This is a genomic window from Paenibacillus sp. G34, from assembly GCF_056856875.1.
The window spans coordinates 4,315,954-4,336,498 of the sequence record NZ_CM166469.1 but is presented as its reverse complement, the minus strand read 5'-3'; the positions used below and the strand labels follow the sequence as shown (position 1 = coordinate 4,336,498).

Sequence of the window (20,545 nt, the reverse complement as noted above, 5' to 3'; positions counted from 1 at the left end):
GGTGTTTCGATGGTAAAAAGAATAAAAATGCGTACATTGCTAATAGGGGGATTCATTACCCTCTTTTTTCTTGTACTCGTAACCCGTATATTTTTTATTCAGGTGGTCAATGGCAGCACATGGCAAGAACGCGCGGCTGGTCTTATCGAAAGAGAACAGACGATTAAGGCTGCTCGCGGAACGATTACAGATCGAAATGGGAATGTGCTTGCTACGGATTCCCCGGCTTATACCGTTTCGGTTAACCCGCTCCTGATCAATCAGTTGGGGATTGAGGACGAAGTGACGAAGAAGCTATCGGCACTGCTCAAGAAAAATGAGAGTGAGATGCGTGCTCTCGTCACAGCGAAGAAAAGTGAGGGTGGGTTTTTCCAACAACGTGAAGTGCGTAGCGAAGGGTACAAGATTAGTCCTGAGCTTGCGGAAAAAGTCAAAGCACTACGTGAAGAGCTACAGGAACAATATAAGGCAGGCAATGCTATCGTCATGACCCAAGAGTCCAAACGTTTTTATCCGGAAGAGTCGCTGGCCTCTCATGTGCTGGGTTATATGAGTCGTGACGGCAAAGCTGTCAATGGGCTCGAAGTCTCATATGATGATGTGTTGACAGGTACAGACGGTTTTTTGAACTACCAGAAGGATGCCAAGGGCGTCAAACTTCCAAACTCACAGGATAACTACCTGCCGCCGAAAAACGGTAAAAACCTAAAGCTGACGATTGATGATACCATCCAGTTTTATATTGAGAGTGCAATGAAAGAGACGGTTGCGAAATATAACCCTCTGAGTATGACCGTCATTGCGGCTGACCCAAACACGATGGAGATTCTGGGGATGGCAAACTGGCCAACCTTTAATCCGAATACGTATGCGAGCACGCCGGATCAGAAAAACTTCATCAACCATGCAACACAGTCGATCTACGAACCAGGTTCTACGTTCAAAATTGTGACGCTTGCAGGAGCCGTGGAGGAAAAATTGTTTGATCCGAACGCTACGTTTGAGTCCAAGCGTATTTACATCGGCGGTTTCCCGATTAGTGATAACGGACATACGTATGGGAGAATCTCGTACCTTGAAGGTGTCAAACGCTCCAGTAATATTGCTTTTGTTAATCTGGGGTACAGCATGCTCGGGGGAGAGCGGCTACGTCACTATATCGATCAGTTCGGTTTTGGTAAAAAAACGGGCATTGACCTGCCTAGTGAAGCGGCTTCGCCAATCAAACCCCTGGTATACAAATCAGAGATTGCTACCGCTGCATATGGCCATGGTCTCGTACAGGTGACGCCAATCCAGCAATTATCTGCGATCTCAGCCATTGCTAATGGAGGCAAATTGCTTCAGCCTCATCTCGTGAAGGAGATTATTAATCCGAATGACGGTTCAACAGAAGTGGTCAAACCGAAAGTGATCCGTCAAGTGATTTCGCAAGATTCTGCCAAGCTTGTTAGCGGGTATTTGGAGCAGGTGGTAGCAGATCAGACGATCGGTACAGGACGTAATGCCTATATCGAAGGATACCGGGTTGCAGGCAAGACAGGAACAGCTCGAAAAGTTATCAACGGTCAATATAGCAAAAATAAAGACGTCGTTTCGTTTATTGGATTTGCACCGGTCAACAATCCAAAGATTGCTATGTTAATTGTAATTGACCAGCCGGATGGAACTAACATTGGGGGAGGGACTGCAGCGGCTCCGGTATTCAAAAAGGTTGTAAGCCAAACGCTGCAATATATGGGCATCCCAAAAGACACGGCCAAATCGACAAACAAGAAATCAAAAGAAACAGTTGTTGTGCAGGCCAAAGCTCCAGACCTTAGCGGTAAAACAGCCAAACAGGCTAGAAGTCAGCTTCTCAACTCGGGTATCGCTTATGTCACCCTTGGTCAGGGTGAAAATGTAATTCGTCAGTATCCAGAAGCGGGTTCCTCGATGAATCCTGGCCAACGGGTATATCTGCTGACAGAAGAGAGCAGTAAGATGAAAATTCCTGATCTCACGGGTGAGTCTCTCCGAGATGCATTAGAAGTCCTATCGCTGATGAAAGTAGGCGTAACTATAAAAGGTGAGGGTTACGTTGTGAAACAGAAGGAGCAGGTATCAGGCGAGCAACGAATGGTGCAGCTAACCTTACAGACAGCGAAGGCAGCGGTCACCGGTATTGCTGATGAAGCACCAGATTCTTCTGATCCAAATGCGAAAAGCCAAGACAAGGGTGCGCAAACAGGTGATGAGGATAAAGCGGCTGGGAATGATCCGTCAGGAAAGACTCCCAATCAGAGTCAGTCCAACAAGCAGGCGAGTCAAAGTGAAACATCTGGTGAACCAGCGACTGAAGGGGCCTCTCTACCATAAGCTTCATAGACAGCTTGTTCTAACCCCCGGTTGTCCTGAATATTCATGAAGGAGACAGTTCATGATTTTGGGACGAGTGGGGGGATCTTTTCGTGAAGGGATCAAGTGTAAATCTGCGTCGCAGATTGTTATGGAGTTTATTCATTCTGGTTATGTTATTTTCGGCCTTGGTCATCAGGCTTGCTTATGTACAGTTGGGGAAAGGGCCGGAGTTATCGGCCAAAGCGGAAGAATCCTGGCGTCGTAACATTCCGTACACGGCCAAAAGGGGAGAGATTCTGGATCGAAACGGAACATCTCTAGCCTATAACGTGACAACACCTACGATCATGGCGATCCCAGCTCAAGTCAAAGAAGCGGAGACAACGGCCAAGGCGTTGGCACCGTTGCTAGGTATGACGGAAAAGACAGTGCTGGCAACCATCAAGAAACGAGAATTGATCGTACGACTACAGCCCGGTGGCCGCAAAATTACGATGGAGAAAGCACAGCGCATCCGTGATTTGAAGCTTCCGGGTATCGTTGTTGCTGAGGATAATAAACGTTTTTATCCGTATGATGATCTTGCTGCTCATATTCTCGGATTTACAGGGATTGATAATCAGGGACTAACAGGTGTTGAAAAAAGATATGACGATAAGCTGAATGGTTTGAATGGCAGCGTGTCCTACTTGTCCGATGCGGCCGGAAGGCTCATGCCGGGCTCATCTGAGAAGTATGTGGAACCGAAGGACGGGCTAAATCTTAAACTGACCATCGATAAATCCATTCAGTCTATTATGGAACGGGAGCTAGACCAAGCTATGGTTAAGTTTCAAGCCAATTCTGCTCTAGCCATTGCGATGAATCCCAAAACCGGAGAAATTCTGGGCATGTCCAGCAGACCGGGCTACGAACCGGCGGATTACCAGCAGTACCCTTCTGAGATTTATAACCGCAACCTACCCATCTGGATGACGTATGAACCGGGTTCAACCTTCAAAATCATTACACTGGCTGCTGCGTTGCAAGAAAAGAAGGTAAATCTGCAGCAGGATCAATTTTTTGATCCCGGATTTGTAGAAGTCGGCGGAGCACGCTTGCGCTGTTGGAAAAAAGGTGGACATGGAAGCCAAACATTCCTTCAGGTGGTGGAGAATTCCTGTAACCCTGGATTTGTTGCTTTGGGACAGAAGCTTGGCAAAGAATCGTTGTTCTCCTACATTAAAAACTTCGGTTTCGGTTCAAAAACGGGAATCGATCTTAGTGGAGAGGCAAGTGGTATTCTTTTTAAATTAGCCAACGTAGGTCCCGTTGAACTTGCTACAACGGCTTTTGGTCAAGGTGTATCCGTAACCCCTATTCAACAAGTTGCGGCGGTATCGGCTGCTATTAACGGTGGCAAGCTCTACAAACCTTATGTTACGAAAGCATGGGTGCATCCCGAAACCGGAGAGGTGTTGGAAGAAGTGGAACCTGAACTGGTTCGACAAGTCATCTCGGAGGAAACGTCCAAACAAGTACGAGAAGCACTCGAAAGCGTTGTTGCCAAAGGAACAGGACGTCCAGCATTTATCGATGGTTACCGGGTTGGAGGTAAAACAGGTACAGCCCAAAAGGTCATCAACGGACGTTATTCTTCTTCTGAGCATATTGTATCTTTTATCGGTTTTGCACCGGCTGATGATCCGCAAATCGTGGTATACACAGCTGTAGACAATCCCAAAGGCATTCAGTTTGGCGGCGTTGTTGCCGCTCCAATTGTACAGAACATTCTGGAAGATTCGTTGCATTACATGAAAGTACCGGTGCGCAAGGATCAGCTTGCCAAAGAGTATAAATATGGTGAAACCAAAATTGTGACGGTTCCTGATCTTACCGGAGCTACGGTGGAAGATCTTTACGAGGATCTCAACATGAATTTTATGCTGGCGAAGTCTGGCAGTGGCAAATATGTGATTAATCAAGCGCCCAAACCGGGAGCAAGGGTGGATCAGGGCTCAACCATACGGATCTATATGGGCGATGTACTGAAAGATGAAGATGGACATGATCACACGAAACACGAATGAAGGCTTTCAGATAGGGTTTTAATTAAGGATACAATAAAGGATTAAGCGGAGATTCAGTCTCCTACCGCAACAAAATTTAATAGACCGCGTTTCATTATTTGGTGATATGGTCGATATTATTAGTATAGAAATCTGTTGATACAGAAGTATATTGGGAAAAGTGAGGTTATTCATGTGCTTTTAAAACAGTTTGAATCCAAGTTGATTACCGCCCGTCTCGTGGGCGACCCCCATACAGAATGTCACAACCTTCAGACAGATTCCCGGCAGGTTAAACCGGGTGATCTGTTTATCTGTCTTCCGGGGCATACGGTGGATGGACATGATTATGCAGGTAAAGCAGTACAGGGCGGAGCAGCAGCTCTCGTTGTAGAGCGGCAGCTTGACTTGCCTGTGCCACAGCTGATTGTAAAAGACAGTCGCTTTGCGATGGCAGTTCTGTCTGACTTCTTTTTTGACTCCCCAAGCCACAAGATGAAAATGATCGGTGTAACGGGAACCAACGGCAAAACAACAACGACCTATTTGATTGAAAAAATCATGAGCGATTACGGTCAAAAAACCGGGCTTATTGGCACGATTCAGATGCGTTATGATGGACGCACTTATCCGATGTCGGGAACAACGCCTGAGGCACTTGATTTACAACGCAGTCTGCATGATATGGTTCAGTCCGATACGGACTGCTGTGTGATGGAGGTTTCGTCACACGCACTGGAACAAGGCCGGGTAAAAGGCACGGATTTCCGTACGGCAGTATTCACAAACTTAACGCAAGATCATCTGGATTACCACCATTCCATGGAGGAATATCGCGGAGCTAAGGGATTATTCTTTGCTCGTCTCGGTAACGGTTATGCGGCAGATGCTTCTGAGCGGAAGTACGCAGTGATCAATGCGGACGACCCGGCTGCGGATTATTTTATTTCCGTAACGGCTGCTGAGGTTATTACATATGGCATGGGAGAAAACGCGGATGTCCGTGCGTCTTCAATTTCAATCACAGCTCAGGGAACCTCTTTCCATGTGGATACGTTTGCTGGCAGCACGGATATCGAGCTGCGAATGGTAGGCAAGTTCAATGTATACAATGCGATGGCAGCCATCTCGGCAACACTCGTGGAAGGAATCCCACTAGAAGAAATCAAGCGTAGTCTGGAAACAGTACCAGGCGTGGATGGCAGAGTGGAAGCCGTCAATGAAGGTCAGGCATTCGCTGTTATCGTGGATTATGCCCATACACCGGATGGACTGGAGAATGTGCTTCGCACCGTCAAAGAGTTTGCTGAAGGTCGTGTCATCTGTGTATTTGGTTGCGGCGGAGACAGGGATCGGACGAAACGACCGTTGATGGGGAAAATTGCTGCGAAGTATAGTGACTTTGTATTAGTGACTTCCGACAACCCGCGGACTGAAAATCCAGATTTGATTTTGAAAGACATTGAGCAAGGTCTGGTGGAAGAGTCTGTTCCATCCGAACGTTACACGATGACCGTGGATCGGCGTCAGGCGATTTATGAGGCTATTGAAATGGCAAGCCCAGCCGATGTAGTATTGATTGCGGGCAAAGGTCACGAGACTTATCAAATTATCGGCACAACCAAGACGGATTTCGATGACCGGATCATAGCCAAAGAAGCGATAAGGGGCAAATCCAATTGATAAAACGAACATTGGCGCAAATCGCCGACATGTGTGGCGGTACATTAAATGACGCTGTGGTTTATAGTGAAGTTGTAATCGAAGGGGTATTTACCGATTCACGTAAACCAGTGGCAGGAAGTTTGTTTATCCCCTTGGTGGGTGAACGTTTTGATGGACATGAGTTCGTGCAAGCTTGTCTGGAGCAAGGTGCTGCGGGTGCAATGTGGCAAAAGAATCATGGCGTCCCACCGCAGGGAGCGGTTATTTTGGTGGACGATACACTGGTTGCATTACAGACGCTTGCATCGGCATATCTTGCACAGAACAAGGCATCTGTCGTTGGCATTACAGGTAGTAACGGTAAAACAACGACAAAGGATATTGTGGACGCGCTTCTCTCAACCACATTTAAAGTGCATAAAACGCAAGGCAATTTCAACAATCATATCGGTCTGCCATTAACCGTATTGAGCATGACTCCAGATACGGAAATTATCATTTTGGAGATGGGCATGAGTGGTCGTGGTGAGATCCATGATCTCTCTGTCATCGCTCAGCCGGATGTTGCAGTCATTACCAACATTGGTGAATCACATTTGCTTCAGCTTGGCTCAAGACTTGAAATTGCTAGAGCTAAGGCTGAAATTGCGGCTGGAATGAAAGCTGGCGGATTATTCATATACAACGGAGACGAGCCTTTAATTGCTAAAGTGCTCGAAGAGTCCGCAACCAAACAACCTGAAGGCATGAAACGGTTTACGTTTGGGCTGCAAAGGGATAATGACGATTTTCCAACAGGGATGATGAACGCGCAGAATGGAATGGTGTTTACAACCAATCAGTCCGGAGACAAAGCCTATACACTCCCGCTACTGGGTACGCACAATGTAATTAACTGTCTGGCTGCCATGGCTGTAGCGCGTCATTTTGGGGTTACACCTGAACATATGGCGGCAGGCTTATCAAAGTTGAAATTGACTGGTATGCGTATTGAGGTTACACAGGCGGTCAGCGGACTGACTCTTCTGAATGATGCATATAATGCAAGCCCGACTTCTATGAAGGCTGCGATCGATGTGTTAGAAGGGTTAAAAGGATATCGGATGAAAGTGGCTGTACTAGGGGATATGCTGGAGTTAGGCCCTGAGGAGCAACAGCTTCATCATGACATTGGTACGTATATTACCCCTGATAAGTTGGACAGAGTGCTGGTATATGGACCATTATCCATGCACATTGCCGAGGGAGCGAAAAAGCATATGGCCGCTGAAGCTGTGTATGCTTTTGAGAATAAAGAAGATTTGACCCGCTATTTATTGGGAAATCTACATCCGAAAGATGTTGTCTTGTTTAAAGCTTCACGAGGCATGAAATTGGAGGATGTGGCTCAAGCATTACAGACAGCATCATTACACAATTGAGTAGACTAGAGGGGTGAACCCATGGATTTTCAGGTATTACTGTTAACAATCGGTGTTTCATTTATTTTGGCGGTGATCGCCGCACCGCTGCTGATTCCGCTTTTGCGACGGATGAAGTTTGGACAACAGGTCAGGGAAGACGGGCCTCAGAGCCATTTGAAAAAAAGCGGAACACCCACGATGGGCGGAGTTGTTATTTTACTAGCGTTCACGCTGGCATTTCTCAAATTCTCAGCTGTCAAAAACACAGACTTTTATGTGCTGCTTGTCGCAACACTGGGATTTGGTCTTATTGGTTTTTTAGATGACTATATCAAAATTGTATTCAAACGTTCGCTTGGACTAACAGCTAGACAAAAAATGCTGGGACAGCTGTTTTTCAGTGCCCTCATGTGTTATTTGCTTATTCAAAACGGACACAGCACCGCGATTTCCATTCCGGGAACTTCGGTTTCATTTGACTGGACGGGATGGTTCTATTATCCGTTTGTTGTGTTTATGATGCTGGCCATTACTAATGCGGTTAATTTCACGGATGGACTAGATGGTCTTCTTTCTGGTGTTAGTGCGATTGCTTTTGGTGCGTTTGCTATTGTAGCGATGCAAGCAACGTCGATGCCAGCTGCCGTAAGTGCGGCTGCCATGATTGGAGCTGTTCTCGGATTTCTGGTCTACAATGCTCACCCGGCTAAAGTATTTATGGGTGATACCGGGTCGCTAGGCATTGGTGGAGCCATCGGTGCAATTGCCATCGTGACGAAGACAGAGCTACTTTTCCTCGTCATCGGCGGTATTTTTGTCATCGAAGTCCTGTCCGTTGTGATTCAAGTTGTATCCTTCAAAACCCGTGGTAAACGTGTGTTCAAAATGAGCCCGATTCACCATCACTTTGAGCTTAGTGGCTGGTCTGAATGGCGGGTTGTTATCACCTTTTGGGCGGTAGGTGCCATTTTGGCCGCTCTTGGACTTTATCTCAACAAGGGGTTGTAAATTATGAACCATCCAGAAACATATCGCGGACAACAAGTTGTTGTGCTTGGGCTTGCCAAGAGCGGCGTACAGGTAGCCAAGGTACTTCATCGTGCCGGGGCTGCCGTTATCGTAAATGATAAAAAAGACAGGGAACAGTGTCCCGAAGCTTCCGAATTGGAGGCTTTGGGAATTTCTGTTGTATGCGGAGGCCATCCGGATGATCTGATTCATAGCGATGTGAAACTGGTCGTTAAAAACCCTGGCATTCCTTATCATGCTGCTCCTGTGCAGCAAGCTATTGAGTTAGGCATTGAAGTGGTGACTGAGGTAGAGGTTGCGTATCACCTCTGCGCGGCACCTATGATTGGCATTACCGGTTCTAACGGTAAAACGACGACGACAACATGGGTAGGAAATATGCTAGAGCAAACCGGTTTGAATCCGATTGTTGCTGGTAATATTGGAACACCTCTGTGCGAAGCGGCAGAGCAGGCAACACCCGACAACTGGATGGTCGTCGAGCTAAGTAGCTTCCAGCTCAAAGGCACGGTCGAGTTTCGTCCGCGTATTGCTGCACTGCTTAACGTGGCAGAAACCCATCTGGATTATCATGGGGGTATGGAGGATTATGTAGCTTCCAAAGCAAAGCTGTTTGCCAATCAGCAGCCAGATGACGTTGCCGTTCTCAATTGGGACGATGCGGTATGCCGTGAACTCGTTCCTTACATGAAGGCGAGATTAATTCCGTTCTCATTGACAGAGAAGCTGGATGCAGGCGTGTATGCAGATCCGCCTTATGTCGACGGGGAAGAGGATGATGTGAAACGTCAGGTGATCTACGCGGATGGCAACGGCCATCGACAGATGATTATCGATGTAGAAGACATTGGCATTCCTGGACGCTTTAATGTGGGCAATGCGTTAGCTGCGGTAGCTATTGCCATTGCAGCTGGCGCTGACCCGTCCATGCTGGCTGCACCGCTCGCCGATTTTAAAGGGGTTGAACATCGACTGGAGTATGTTCTGGAGCACAATGGTTCTGTGTACTACAACAATTCGAAAGCAACGAATTCAAAAGCAACAGTAATGGCGTTGAATTCCTTCAAGGAACCTGTCGTGCTGATTGCTGGCGGACTGGACCGGGGTTCGGATATGATGGAACTGCTGCCGGTATTCGAGGAACGAGTCAAAGCGCTGGTAGTCCTTGGTGAAAACCGGGCTAAAATAGCTAACGTCGCAGAGCTTGCTGGACTAAAGCATATTAAGGTCGTCGATAATGAGGAGGACGCTGCCCGTACGTTGACGGTTGCCGTTCAGGAAGCAGCAAGTCTGGCTGAACCGGGGGATGTTGTTTTGTTATCCCCTGCGTGTGCAAGTTGGGACATGTTTGCCTCCTATGAAGAACGGGGACGCATTTTTAAAGAGGCGGCGCATAACTTGTAAGTAGGGGGGTGGAAAAGCCCCTACTTCCATGCAAGGGGTGGCCTCCTGATGAAACAGACGCGACCGGCGCCGGATATTTGGCTCCTGATTTGTATTATGGCTTTGCTTGCCATCGGCATCATTATGGTGTATAGCGCAGGCTCGGTGCTTGCGTTTCGCAACTATGGCGATTCATTTTATTTTGTGAAAAGACAGATTTTATTCGCCGTACTTGGCCTTGCAGCCATGTTTGTAACCGCTAATGTAGACTACAGAGTATGGCGAAAGTATGCCAAACCGACTTTAATTGTCTGTTTTATTATGCTTATTGCGGTGTTAATTCCAGGAATCGGTGTTGTTCGCGGAGGTGCACGCAGCTGGCTGGGGATTGGTTCTTTCGGTATCCAGCCTTCCGAGTTCATGAAACTGGGTATGATTTTGTTTTTAGCTCACTGGCTAAGCAAAGAACCCGGCAAGATTAAAACCTTTACAACGGGTCTATTGCCTCCGCTCGGCCTGATGGGGCTTGCTTTCGGCATAATTATGTTGCAGCCTGATCTAGGTACAGGCACCGTAATGATGGGAGCTTCCATGCTCATTATTTTCACAGCGGGTGCACGCATGAAACATTTGGCTCTGCTTGCGCTCGGAGGAGTTGCGGGATTTGCAGCATTGATTGCAGCAGCACCTTATCGCTTGCAGCGAATCACGGCGTTTCTGGATCCTTGGTCTGATCCGCTCGGGGCAGGTTATCAGATCATTCAGTCTCTCTACGCCATCGGTCCGGGTGGACTGGCTGGTCTGGGGCTGGGAATGAGCAGGCAAAAGTACAGTTATGTACCTGAGCCGCAGACAGACTTTATTTTTAGTATCTTGGCGGAAGAGCTTGGTTTCATTGGTGGAATGATTGTTTTATTATTATTTCTGGTGCTGGTGTGGAGAGGCATGCGTGTAGCGATGACGGTTCCAGATGCCTTTGGCAGTCTGTTAGCTGTGGGGATTATCGGCATGGTTGCTGTGCAGGTCATTATTAATATCGGTGTAGTTATTGGACTGATGCCTGTCACGGGTATTACGCTGCCGCTAATCAGCTATGGCGGTTCGTCTCTGACGCTTATGCTTACAGCACTAGGCATACTATTGAATTTATCCCGTTATGCGAGGTGACTTATACGATGCGAGTCGTTCTTAGCGGCGGCGGTACAGGAGGACATATCTATCCGGCCGTTGCCATAGCAAGACAATGCGAGGCGGAGAATCCCGACTCGACGTTTTTATACATTGGTGGAACCCGAGGACTGGAAAGTAAACTCGTTCCTCAGGAAGATATTCCTTTTAAATCGATTGACATTACAGGTTTCAGGCGTAAGTTATCTTTTGAAAATGTAAAGACCATCATGCGCTTCGTTCAGGGCGTACGCAAGTCCAAAAAAATGCTAAAGGAATTCAAGCCGGATGTTGTCATCGGTACAGGCGGGTATGTCTGCGGCCCTGTAGTGTATGCAGCTGCGAAGCTGGGAATCCCAAGTGTGATTCATGAACAAAATGCGATTCCAGGTCTGACGAACAAGTTTCTCATGCGTTATGTAGATACGGTTGCTGTCAGTTTCGAAGGCTCTGAAAAATCATTTTCTGGTGCTAAAAAGGTCATCTATACTGGGAACCCGAGAGCAACAACGGTAGCTCAAGCTAGTCGGAATCGTGGGTTTGCCACGCTAGGCGTTCCGATGGATAGCCGAGTGGTGCTTGTCGTTGGGGGAAGCCGGGGAGCCAAAGCAATCAATCAGGCGATGATCGAGATGGCACCGATGTTGGAGCAGCTGGATGATGTCCATGTGGTTTACGTTACAGGTGAAACCTATTTCGATGAAACACGTGAATCGATCCGCAGTTCTTTGGGAACGATGCCCAATCATCTTCATGTACTTCCTTATGTACATAACATGCCTGAAGTGCTCGCCTGCACCTCTCTGATTGTCAATCGCGCCGGAGCTTCGTTCTTGGCGGAGATTACGTCGCTGGGGATCCCGTCGATTCTGATTCCGTCACCAAACGTAACCAACAATCATCAGGAAGCCAACGCGCGTACCCTTGAAAAGGGAGGAGCTTCACTCACAATGCTGGAGAGAGATCTTACAGGCAAAGGGCTGTATGAAGCGATTGCAGGCATTATGAATGACGAATCGGGACGTAAACGGATGGCAGAGGCTTCTCGAAAATTAGGGAAACCGGATGCAGCAGAAGTGCTCGTAAACGAAATCAAGCGTCTTGTTGCGGGACGTTAGTGAGAGTTAACGCATGTTTATGGGCGATTGTCACACACCAGACGGGACTGACATAAGATACCGTATAAATCGTGACAATCGTTCCATGATACCGCAGCACAGCATCATATCGGAGTAGATTCACCAGGGGGAAGATCGGAAGCCTGCCTGGCGGCCTCTCTAGTCATGGGCGGTAAAACCGAGGGATGGATTGCAGGTTCTCATGGATCGGATGTGTCACGGATATTTCAATTCGCTGAGATTGTACTGGAACAGTGGATGTACCACTTTTCATTGTTCACACAGGCCAAGCGACAGCAGAGGACGTCTTCACCCTTACACAGTCTAATCGTAGCATATGTCATCTCATGACGGTATTGACCTGATACCGTATGTCTTCGCAGTGGGTGAGCGTAAACCCCGGAGGTGATACATTGGACAAATTGGTGATTGAAGGTGGGCGACCCCTATCAGGATCCATACGCATCCATGGAGCAAAAAATGCCGCTTTACCGATCATGGCCGCAAGTTTGCTCGCAGACGGAGAAATTACGCTGCACAACGTTCCACACTTGCTGGACATCGAAGTAATGCTGTATATCCTGGAACGGCTTGGATGCACGTGTAGGCATGAGCAGGGAACAGTGACGATCAATACGTCTTTGGTCCGGTCACATGATGTGCCAGAAGACCTGATGAAGCAAATGCGCTCTTCCATTTTTCTGATGGGGCCGTTGCTCGCAAGGTTTGGGAAAGTATCCGTATATCAGCCGGGAGGCTGTGCAATCGGAGAACGCAAAATCGATCTTCATCTCCGGGGGCTCGAAGCACTTGGAGCACAGATTGAAGAACGGGATCAGCAGATGATATGCCATGGAGCCAATCTGACTGGGGCGGATATCCATCTGGACTTTCCTAGTGTTGGAGCAACCGAAAACATTATGATGGCTGCTGTGCTGGCAGAGGGTACAACTACCATTTTCAATGCAGCGAGGGAGCCGGAGATTCAGGATTTGCAGCATTTTCTGAACGCGATGGGTGCACGAATCATGGGGGCTGGCACCAATACAATCACGATAAATGGTGTTGAGAAGTTGCAACCCTGCACCTATGAAATCATACCGGATCGGATTGTCGCTGGAACCGTCATGATTGCTGCTGCTGCAACGAAAGGCAATGTTACGCTTACACACTGCAATCCGGCACATCTTACTTCGCTTATACATGTGTTAAAGCGCACTGGTGTTCAAATCACAGTCTGCAATGATATAATGACTGTGAGTTGTATGACCCGCCCAAAATCAGTAGACCGTATCGTGACTTCTCCATATCCTTCGTTTCCAACGGATCTGCAATCACAACTCATGGTGCTGCTCAGTTTGGCAGATGGATTCAGTGTGATGAAGGAGACCGTGTTTGAAGGCCGGTTTAAACATGTGGACGAACTAAATGTTATGGGAGCAGATATTTCTGTTGATCTGAACGCAGCTTTTATCCGCGGTGTTCCAAGATTATATGGTGCTACTGTGGAGGCTACAGATCTTCGTGCAGGTGCAGCTTTGGTTATTGCAGGTCTGGCGGCTCAAGGTAAGACTGTTGTGGAGCAAGTGCACCACATTGACAGGGGATATGATCAGATCGAAAAGTTATTCCAGAGTCTTGGAGCCTCGGTGGAGAGACAGTCAACTGTTTCGAAACAGTTGGATTTTGCCAATTAACGTCCTTGGCGTCCCCTTCTTGGAAGAGGAGGGGACCTGAGGCTTTGTGGAGCGTTATTATGCCTAAAAGTCAAATTCCGGTTCTCAAGAAGAATCGCCCAAAAGGAAACACAAGCCGTAAAATTGTAATTATCCTACTATTATTATTTATTGTATTGCTGGCTGTATTATTCTTTCGATCTTCTGTAAGCCGTATATCGGATATCGAAATTACGGGTAATGTGTACACAGCGACTGCGGAGTTGCTAGACAAGAGTGGTCTTAAGGAAGGCGACCAGTTTTTTGGAGCAAGTGCAACCGAAATTATAGAACGTCTTAAAACGATTAAAGCTGTCTCGACCGTTACGGTGGACAAGCAATTTCCGGGTACGATCCATATCAAGGTGCAGGAGTTCCCGACAGTCGCTTATGAGTTGGATACAACCGGGGCGCTTAAAGCCATATTGTCTAACGGGACGAGCCTGAATGTTCCGCCAACGATTGGTGTTGCCGTAGAGAAACCGATTCTGACGCAATGGAAGGCGAATGACCCGCTCAAACCTAAACTGAGCGAGGCATTAGCTCAAATTCCGAATGAATTAACAACGGACATTTCCGAAATCATACCTAATCCAACACCTTCTTTTCCGGATCAGATCCGTATGTATACCAAGTCACAGTTTGAAGTGATTACAACGATATCACTGTTAACGGATAAAGTGGAGTATTTAAATCAGGTGATCGAGACGGAACGTCCTGGCAAAATTACAATGCTTGAGGCAGATACGTATGTGCCATTTATACCGGATAATCCAGAGGATAATGCCGAGCCGGGGACAGGGCAATGATGTATGCCGCTGATTGGCGGCATATTGCGCAAAAGTGTAGGCAGGGTCGGGCTTTAGCACCGGTTGATGTATGAAACTTGTTCTTTCTGAGATGAAGAAAAAATGGTACACTTAAACTTACGGCACATGAGTTGCCTCCTTCTTTTTTCTTCAAGGTTTTATGTTACACATCCAGAACTTGGCACCCAAAAAAATTGTAGAAAAAAGAGGGAAAGCCTAAGCTGTGTTGAATATGTTTTAATGAGTGTTTGAACCCGAACGTATTTTACTATTGGAGTCAGGAGGTGCCACAGACTTGAGCAACAATGACATCATTGTTAGTTTGGACATCGGTACATCCAAAATTCGCGCTATTATTGGGGAAATTAATAATGGAACCTTTAATATTATTGGAGTTGGATCTGCCGACTCGGAAGGAATTCGCAAAGGTGTAATCGTAGATATCGATCAGACGGTGCAATCGATTCGCAATGCAGTCGATCATGCAGAACGTATGGTAGGTATTCAAATATCCGAAGTATATGTTGGAATCTCGGGCAATCACATTGGTTTAATGAGTAGTCACGGTGTGGTGGCAGTATCGAACGAGGATCGTGAGATCGGAGAAGAAGACATGGAGCGGGTGTTGAAAGCAGCCGAAGTTATTGCGGTTCCGCCCGAACGGGAAATTATTGATGTTGTCGCCAAGCAATATGTTGTAGACGGCTTGGAAGGCATACAAGACCCGCGTGGTATGATTGGTGTTCGTCTGGAAGTTGAAGCAACCATTATTACTGGGGCTAAAACCGCGATACATAATCTGTTGCGCTGCGTGGAAAAAGCGGGATTAAAAGTGAGTGACCTAGTCCTTATGTCACTCGGAGCAGGTCAACTTGCCCTGTCCAAGGATGAGAAAACGATGGGCTCTGTGCTCGTAGATATCGGGGCAGGAGCTACAACGATCGCCATCTTTGAAGAGGATAGTTTGGTAGCCACTTCAACACTGCCAATTGGTGGGGAATTTGTAACGAATGATATTGCTTATGGTTTGCGTACTTTGACGGATCAGGCGGAGAAAGTTAAGCTGAAGTATGGTTGTGCTTGGCTTGATGATGCTGCCGCAGATGTGATGTTTAAAGTTACACGCATTGGTAGCAATGTGGATAAGGAATTTTCCCAAGAAGATCTGGCGGCTATTATTGAGCCTAGGGTTCAGGAAATATTCCAGATGATCGGTACAGAGGTCAAACGCCTTGGTTACAATGAGCTTCCTGGCGGTTATATACTAACGGGAGGCACGGTCTCTATGCCAGGCGTTCTGCAAGTCGCACAACATGAACTTGCTGCTTCGGTACGTGTTGCCGTTCCGGATTACATTGGTGTCCGTGATCCTGGGTACACCAGCGGCGTTGGTATTTTACACAATGTTATTCGCAGTTTGCGCATCAGGCCCTCGAGCAGCAACGGCGGTAATAACAACACCAATAGCAAGAAACCGACGAACCGTCCGAAGCCGAATGCGGCTCAGGAATCGGAGCAAAAACCCGGTCTGTTCGAACGACTGAAGAATATGTTCAGTGAATTTATATAACAGGTTGGATCCATTTCATACATTCTTGAAGCCGTCTGAATGCGCTGGTACTAAAATAAACGCTTTCGTTCGTCGATATATGAAATTGATTCGGTTCAAATCAAAAATTGGACGGGCCATCCATGCACATTGAGGGGGAGATGGAATTATATGTTGGAATTTGATTTTGAGATGGAGAGCTTGGCTCAGATTAAAGTCATCGGTGTAGGCGGCGGAGGTAGCAACGCAGTTAACCGAATGATTGAAAATGGTGTACAAGGCGTTGAATTTATTACAGTAAACACGGATGCTCAGGCGTTACACCTGGCAAAATCCGAGCATAAACTGCAAATCGGAGATAAATTAACTCGTGGTCTTGGTGCGGGTGCTAACCCGGATGTAGGTAAAAAAGCAGCGGAAGAGTCCCGTGACTTGATCATGAACACGTTGAAAGGTGCAGACATGGTATTTGTTACAGCCGGTATGGGCGGTGGTACAGGTACTGGTGCAGCTCCAGTCATCGCTGAAATTGCCAAGGAGTGCGGTGCACTCACTGTAGGTGTTGTAACACGCCCTTTCACTTTTGAAGGTCGTAAGCGTTCCAGCCATGCAGAACAAGGTATTGAAGCGCTTAAGGAAAAAGTAGATACACTGATCGTTATTCCGAATGACCGTTTGCTTGAGATCGTAGATAAAAAGACGCCGATGCTGGAGGCATTCCGCCAAGCGGATAACGTATTGCGTCAAGCGGTTCAGGGTATTTCCGATTTGATCGCAGTACCGGGCTTGATCAACCTTGACTTTGCAGATGTCAAAACAATCATGCACGAGCGTGGTTCTGCGCTCATGGGTATCGGTGAAGCGACAGGAGAGAACCGTGCAGCAGAAGCAGCACGCAAAGCGATCATGAGCCCTTTGCTTGAGACCTCCATTGAAGGCGCACGTGGCGTAATCATGAACATCACAGGTGGCGTTAATCTGTCCCTGTATGAAGTGAATGAAGCAGCAGAGATCGTGACATCAGCTTCTGATCCGGAAGTGAATATGATCTTTGGTGCGATTATTGATGAAGATCTGAAAGAGGAGATCAAGGTTACGGTAATCGCGACTGGGTTCGAAGATAAACCTTCTGCTCCGCCAGTGCGCAAACCTGCTGCAGCAACAGAGACAGCGGAGACACGTTCACCGAATCTTCGTCCATTTGGAAACCAGCCAAGCAATGATCAGCTGGACATTCCGACATTTTTACGCAATCGTTCCCGCAACAACAATAACGAATAATACGTTAATTCAACCTCTTGTAAACCCGGCGCTGCTTCTGCAGCAGCCGGGTTTTTGCTGTTTTTTTATACAGTCTAACATACAGGAATGAACAAATTCTGAACAACTTGCCTGCGTATTCCGACAAAAAAAGTTGGAAACAAGCTCCCACATTTAGACAGACTTTGAACAGGAGGCTCCGTATACTTGGGAATATGCTCATGAATATCGAGATGATGAGGCAGTTGAGTCGATCAATCCGAGGCAGTTGAGTCGATCAATCCGAGGCAATTGAGTCGATTCAATCGGAGGCATTTGGGTCGATTGGAGCCAAAGCATTGGGGTGGATTCGATCCGAAGCATGCAAGATTGCTAGAAATCATGATTTCGATAGGTTGGATGCAGGCAGGTGAAGAGCGTGGTTGTTTATGTTGATCTCATCTTTTTGACAAATCTTTGTATTGATGGAGCGCTCATTGGATTGACGGCTTGGATGCGCCAAACGAAGCTGGTCTGGTGGAGATGGCTGTTATCGGCCATCGTTGGCGCGTTATATGTTGTGATGATGTTTGTACCGGAATTTGATTTTCTGTTCACGTTTTTAATCAAGTTTGGCTTCTCTCTTGTTATGTTGAGCATCGCGTTTGGATATAAGGGATTGCAGTCTTTTCTGAGGACGCTGGGTACATTTTATATTATTAATTTTGTCGCAGCTGGAGGCATCCTGGGTGTGCACTATATGCTTCAGAGTTCGGGTGATCTGTTCAATGGCATCTGGTTTACAGCGTCTGGTGGTATGTCATTTGATCTCAAGATTGCGTTCTGGTTCACATTTATTGTATTCTTCGCGGTTCTCTTATTATTCAAAATTGTGCAAGGTGCCAAACGTAAAGCGGATCGAATGACCACGTACCTTGGTCAAGTTGAGGTCAGCATTGATGAAGTTGTTGTGTCTTGTACAGGCCTTCTGGATACAGGCAATCAGCTTACAGATCCACTGTCACGTATGCCAGTGATGGTCATGGAAGTTTCGTTGTGGCAGGATATGCTGCCTAATTCATGGAAGAGCAGACTGAAGCATGAAGCGCCGGACAACCTCATTATGGAGCTGGATCATCAACATTTTCAGTGGCAGGATCGACTGCGATTGGTTCCCTATCGAGGAATTAACAAAGGAACGGCGTTTATGCTGGCGATTAAGCCAGATCGGGTCAAAGTGACGATGGAGGGAACGGAATATGTGACGACAAAGGTTCTGATTGGACTGGATGGGGGCGTTTTGTCGTCAGACGGGAAATATCAGGCCGTAATTCATCCTGAATTGGTGCAAGAAGATGCTTCTGCGCAGTCTAAGACTCCATCCGCGGAAGTCACAGAAAAGCCGCTGAATGTGGTATAGGAGGAACCTACATGCTTGTGAAATGGAAACTGGTTGCCCAGCTGCAATATTATCGTTTGTTGTTCCTGTTTGGGCTAAAAAGCGAAGAGATTTATTACATCGGGGGAAGTGAGGCACTCCCACCTCCATTGACACGGGAAGAAGAGGAGTACTTGCTACAGAAGTTATCGTCAGGAGATTCAGCCATACGTGCCATGTTAATTGAACGTAATCTGCGTCTGGTCGTGTATATTGCTCGTAAGTTCGAGAACACAGGCATCAATATCGAGGATCTGGTATCCATCGGTGCGATCGGACTGATTAAGGCTGTAAATACCTTCGATCCGGAAAAAAAAATCAAGCTCGCTACCTACGCTTCGCGGTGTATCGAAAATGAAATATTGATGTATTTGCGGCGTAACAGTAAAATCCGTACCGAGGTTTCTTTTGACGAACCGCTAAATATTGATTGGGATGGAAACGAACTTTTATTATCCGATGTGCTAGGCACCGAGAACGATACAATCTATCGAAATATTGAAGAACAGGTAGATCGCAAGCTGCTGCACAAAGCACTGGAGAAACTGACGGATCGCGAGCGAATGATTATGGAGCTTCGTTTTGGCTTGACGGATGGCGAAGAAAAGACGCAAAAAGATGTGGCAGATCTGCTGGGAATCTCCCAATCCTATATCTCCAGGCTTGAAAAAAGAATCATTAAGAGGCTTCGAAAAGAGTTCAACAAAATGGTCTGATCCAGTGGGAAAAGAAGAATGGGTATTACTGGCAAGGGTGCCAACGACGAATAAAAAAGCCTGCCCCGGAGATAATGTACATTAATGTTTCTCCTTGGGAGGTAAATCACGATGACCCGAAACAAAGTCGAGATTTGTGGCGTGGACACCGCAAAGTTGCCTGTTCTCACCAATATTGAAATGCGGGAATTATTCCATTCCCTTCAGCAGCACCATGATCGCTCAGCAAGAGAGAAATTAGTGAATGGCAACCTGCGTCTGGTACTCAGTGTCATTCAGCGTTTTAACAATCGGGGGGAGTTTGTCGATGATCTGTTCCAGGTTGGATGTATCGGCCTGATGAAAGCCATTGATAATTTTGATTTATCCCAGAACGTCAAATTTTCAACCTATGCGGTGCCGATGATTATCGGTGAAATTCGCAGGTATCTGCGTGACAATAACCCGATTCGGGTATCCCGGTCACTACGGGATATTGCCTACAAGGCACTCCAGGTTCGTGACAGTCTAACGAATAAAAATTCACGCGAACCGACGATATTTGAAATTTCAGAGGCACTGAATGTGCCGAAGGAAGATGTTGTTTTTGCACTGGATGCCATACAAGACCCAGTATCTCTATTTGAACCGATTTATCATGATGGGGGAGACCCGATTTATGTGATGGATCAGATCAGTGATGACAAAAACAAGGATGTGTCCTGGATTGAGGAGATTGCATTGCGGGAAGCCATGCACCGTCTTGGTCAACGGGAAAAGATGATTTTGTCGATGCGCTTTTTTGAAGGGAAAACCCAGATGGAAGTAGCGGACGAAATCGGGATATCACAAGCTCAGGTTTCACGTCTCGAAAAATCAGCTATACAGCAGATGCAGAAACATGTGAAGTCGTAGAATGACATAAAACAAAAGGGACGATCGATCGG

At 47.0% G+C, this 20,545-nt stretch carries 16 protein-coding genes; all 16 read left to right on the top strand.

The genetic code is table 11. From position 1 onward, the window contains the following. The first annotated feature begins 9 nt into the window (after window positions 1-9). Window positions 10-2,358 carry a penicillin-binding transpeptidase domain-containing protein gene (locus tag AC1VYS_RS19820; RefSeq protein ID WP_482911124.1) on the top strand — a complete coding sequence of 783 codons (2,349 nt, stop codon included), beginning with the start codon at window positions 10-12 and terminating at the stop codon, window positions 2,356-2,358. Window positions 2,359-2,450: 92 nt separating this feature from the next. Beyond that, window positions 2,451-4,409: a stage V sporulation protein D gene (locus tag AC1VYS_RS19815; protein ID WP_482911123.1), complete on the top strand. Its 1,959-nt coding sequence runs from the start codon at window positions 2,451-2,453 to the stop codon at window positions 4,407-4,409. 174 nt (window positions 4,410-4,583) lie between these two features. After that, on the top strand, window positions 4,584-6,071 hold the full coding sequence (locus AC1VYS_RS19810) for a UDP-N-acetylmuramoyl-L-alanyl-D-glutamate--2,6-diaminopimelate ligase (RefSeq protein WP_482911122.1): 1,488 nt from the start codon (window positions 4,584-4,586) through the stop codon (window positions 6,069-6,071). Further along, window positions 6,071-7,474 (top strand): UDP-N-acetylmuramoyl-tripeptide--D-alanyl-D-alanine ligase, encoded by a 1,404-nt coding sequence (locus tag AC1VYS_RS19805; protein WP_482915068.1) that lies wholly within the window; start codon window positions 6,071-6,073, stop codon window positions 7,472-7,474. Before AC1VYS_RS19810 ends, AC1VYS_RS19805 begins: the two co-directional genes overlap by 1 nt. A gap of 21 nt (window positions 7,475-7,495) precedes the next feature. Next, window positions 7,496-8,464 (top strand): phospho-N-acetylmuramoyl-pentapeptide-transferase, encoded by a 969-nt coding sequence (gene mraY, locus AC1VYS_RS19800; protein ID WP_482911121.1) that lies wholly within the window; start codon window positions 7,496-7,498, stop codon window positions 8,462-8,464. Between the two features lie 3 nt (window positions 8,465-8,467). Further along, a complete protein-coding gene (gene murD, locus AC1VYS_RS19795) occupies window positions 8,468-9,889 on the top strand; it encodes a UDP-N-acetylmuramoyl-L-alanine--D-glutamate ligase (RefSeq protein ID WP_482911120.1) in 1,422 nt (473 codons plus the stop codon). A 48-nt stretch (window positions 9,890-9,937) separates the two neighbouring features. Continuing rightward, window positions 9,938-11,035: a stage V sporulation protein E gene (gene spoVE / locus AC1VYS_RS19790; RefSeq protein WP_482911119.1), complete on the top strand. Its 1,098-nt coding sequence runs from the start codon at window positions 9,938-9,940 to the stop codon at window positions 11,033-11,035. An 8-nt stretch (window positions 11,036-11,043) separates the two neighbouring features. Continuing rightward, on the top strand, window positions 11,044-12,153 hold the full coding sequence (murG, locus tag AC1VYS_RS19785; protein WP_482911118.1) for an undecaprenyldiphospho-muramoylpentapeptide beta-N-acetylglucosaminyltransferase: 1,110 nt from the start codon (window positions 11,044-11,046) through the stop codon (window positions 12,151-12,153). A 165-nt stretch (window positions 12,154-12,318) separates the two neighbouring features. Continuing rightward, window positions 12,319-12,504, top strand: coding sequence for a hypothetical protein (locus tag AC1VYS_RS19780; RefSeq protein WP_482911117.1), 186 nt, complete (start codon window positions 12,319-12,321; stop codon window positions 12,502-12,504). A gap of 62 nt (window positions 12,505-12,566) precedes the next feature. Further along, a complete protein-coding gene (gene murA / locus AC1VYS_RS19775; protein ID WP_482911116.1) occupies window positions 12,567-13,850 on the top strand; it encodes a UDP-N-acetylglucosamine 1-carboxyvinyltransferase in 1,284 nt (427 codons plus the stop codon). 59 nt (window positions 13,851-13,909) lie between these two features. Then, entirely contained in the window at window positions 13,910-14,677 is a 768-nt protein-coding gene (locus AC1VYS_RS19770; RefSeq protein WP_482911115.1) for a cell division protein FtsQ/DivIB, read from the top strand. A gap of 295 nt (window positions 14,678-14,972) precedes the next feature. Further along, the gene (ftsA, locus tag AC1VYS_RS19765) at window positions 14,973-16,247 is read left to right on the top strand and encodes a cell division protein FtsA (RefSeq protein WP_482911114.1); all 1,275 of its coding nucleotides are present in this window, start codon (window positions 14,973-14,975) and stop codon (window positions 16,245-16,247) included. A gap of 150 nt (window positions 16,248-16,397) precedes the next feature. Beyond that, the gene (ftsZ, locus tag AC1VYS_RS19760) at window positions 16,398-17,507 is read left to right on the top strand and encodes a cell division protein FtsZ (RefSeq protein ID WP_434750146.1); all 1,110 of its coding nucleotides are present in this window, start codon (window positions 16,398-16,400) and stop codon (window positions 17,505-17,507) included. Window positions 17,508-17,904: 397 nt separating this feature from the next. Beyond that, a complete protein-coding gene (spoIIGA, locus tag AC1VYS_RS19755; RefSeq protein ID WP_482915067.1) occupies window positions 17,905-18,885 on the top strand; it encodes a sigma-E processing peptidase SpoIIGA in 981 nt (326 codons plus the stop codon). 11 nt (window positions 18,886-18,896) lie between these two features. Then, complete coding sequence (gene sigE, locus AC1VYS_RS19750) at window positions 18,897-19,619, top strand: RNA polymerase sporulation sigma factor SigE (RefSeq protein ID WP_090923750.1); 723 nt, start codon at window positions 18,897-18,899, stop codon at window positions 19,617-19,619. Window positions 19,620-19,730: 111 nt separating this feature from the next. Continuing rightward, the gene (sigG, locus tag AC1VYS_RS19745; protein WP_110898501.1) at window positions 19,731-20,513 is read left to right on the top strand and encodes an RNA polymerase sporulation sigma factor SigG; all 783 of its coding nucleotides are present in this window, start codon (window positions 19,731-19,733) and stop codon (window positions 20,511-20,513) included. Window positions 20,514-20,545 lie beyond the last annotated feature (32 nt).